The sequence below is a fragment of the Treponema sp. R6D11 genome (assembly GCF_054786075.1).
Map to the genome: position 1 here is coordinate 1 of NZ_BDHD01000800.1, position 514 is coordinate 514.

Below are 514 nucleotides of genomic sequence, written 5' to 3' on the forward strand. Positions count from 1 at the left end.
CGTAAACTTGGACGAAAGCATCAAATTGGACAAACAGAAAAAACATACGATAGAAATTATCGTAGACCGGCTTGTAATCGGGAAGGATATCCGCTCGCGGCTGGCGGAATCGGTCGATGATTGAATCGACCGGCTGTTCGCGGATTTCCTTGCCGCAGAAGGGGCAGTGGGGGATTCCTATCCGCGCGAAGAGAAGGCGGTAGTAATCGTAAATTTCGGTAACGGTTCCTACCGTGGAACGCGGGTTGCGGGGGGTTGTTTTTTGTTCGATTGAGATAGCGGGGGAAAGCCCCTCGATATAGTCAATGTCGGGCTTGTCCATGCGCCCCAAAAACTGGCGCGCGTAGGCGGAAAGGCTTTCCACATACCGCCTTTGCCCCTCCGCGAAAATAGTGTCAAAAGCCAAAGAACTCTTTCCCGAACCGGAAAGCCCTGAAATTACGATAAGTTTGTCGCGTGGAAGCTCCAAGTCGATGTTTTTAAGGTTATGCTCGCGCGCTCCCTTGATGATTAA

The 514-nt window shown here is 51.2% G+C and carries 1 protein-coding gene and 1 pseudogene; one reads left to right on the top strand and one right to left on the bottom strand.

The window, feature by feature from the left end; all coding sequences use genetic code 11:
• Positions 1-25: 25 nt before the first annotated feature.
• On the top strand, positions 26-124 hold the full coding sequence (locus ACYVTD_RS16190) for a hypothetical protein (protein ID WP_461248705.1): 99 nt from the start codon (positions 26-28) through the stop codon (positions 122-124).
• Here the strand turns inward: ACYVTD_RS16190 and ACYVTD_RS16195 are convergent.
• Positions 113-514, bottom strand: a pseudogene (locus ACYVTD_RS16195) (excinuclease ABC subunit UvrA); the annotation flags it as partial. The gene ACYVTD_RS16190 and the pseudogene ACYVTD_RS16195 overlap by 12 nt on opposite strands.